Origin of the sequence: Pelomonas sp. KK5, from assembly GCF_001984095.1 — a bacterium.
Lineage (GTDB): Bacteria > Pseudomonadota > Gammaproteobacteria > Burkholderiales > Burkholderiaceae_C > KK5.
The window spans coordinates 1-1,067 of sequence record NZ_LYVQ01000492.1; the positions used below are offsets into that span (position 1 = coordinate 1).

The 1,067-nt window shown below is 72.1% G+C and carries 2 protein-coding genes; both read right to left on the reverse strand.

The window, feature by feature from the left end; all coding sequences use genetic code 11:
• A partial coding sequence (locus tag B0W88_RS31900; protein ID WP_144007151.1) for a GntR family transcriptional regulator occupies window positions 1-372 on the reverse strand: 372 nt, incomplete at its 3' end.
• Window positions 373-386: 14 nt separating this feature from the next.
• The coding region (locus B0W88_RS31905; protein WP_369973976.1) for a LysE family translocator at window positions 387-1,067 on the reverse strand (681 nt) is incomplete at its 5' end.

The window sequence follows — 1,067 nt, forward strand, 5'->3', positions numbered from 1 at the left end:
CAGCCAGGCGGCCGGCAGCGCGCCGCTGCTGGCCAGCACGCGGCCGGCGCGCTGGTCGTTGGCCTGCTGGGCCAGCCAGACGGGCTCCTGTTCCTCGCCGGCTTCCAGCAGCGCGGATTCTTCAGCCGGCGCCGCCGGACCGGCGCGGACGAAGAAGCCGGCCGTGCCGCGCGAATCGATGCGGCCCAGCGCGGCCAGCCGGTCATAGGCGGTGACGACGGTCTGCGGGCTGACGGCCAGCTGCGACGCCAGTTGCCGGATCGAGGGCAGGCGCGCGCCGGCCGGCAACTGGCCGGCGGTGATCAGCTCGGCCAGGCGCGTCTCGACCTGGTCGGCCAGCGGCGTGGGGGAATGGCGGTCCAGGGCAAACATCGGTTCACAGCTTCTCAGGATTCTCGGAGCAATTCGATCGCCAGCACGAAGAGGCTGGCGCCCATCAGTGCATTGAAGGCCTGGCGGCGGCGCGGATTGGCCAGCCAGCGCCGGATGCCGACGCCGAACAGCACCCACATCGACGAACACGGAAACCCGATCACCCAGCCCAGGCCGGCCACCAGCGCCGCGCCCGGCAGCGGGGCCAGGCCATCGGGCATGAAGACCGAGCCGAGCGTCAGCGCCTTCACCCAGCTCTTCGGATTGACCGCCTGGAACAGCATGCCCTGCCCGAACGACAGCGGCCGCTGCCGACCGCCCTCGGCCGCGGGCCGCGCGCCGGCCAGCTGCCAGGCCAGCACCAGCAGATAGAGCGAGCCCGCGACGCGCAGCACGTCGTGCAGCGGCGGCCAGGCCGCGAACAGCCGGGCCAGGCCCAGGCACATCAGGAAGGTCTGCAGCGCCACGCCGGCGTTGATGCCGACCAGATGGGGCAAGGTGCTGCGATAGCCGAAGCTGGCGCCCGCGGCGGTCAGCATCACGTTGTTGGGGCCCGGCGTGCTCGACATCAGGAAGCAGTAGCTGGCCAGGGGCATGAAGTTGGTCCAGGTGGTCGTTGTCGTCATGCCGCCAGCGTAGGCGGCCGCGGGGCGCGCGCCCAGGTACAGCAGGCAGCGGCGGCGCGTGTCCTGTAC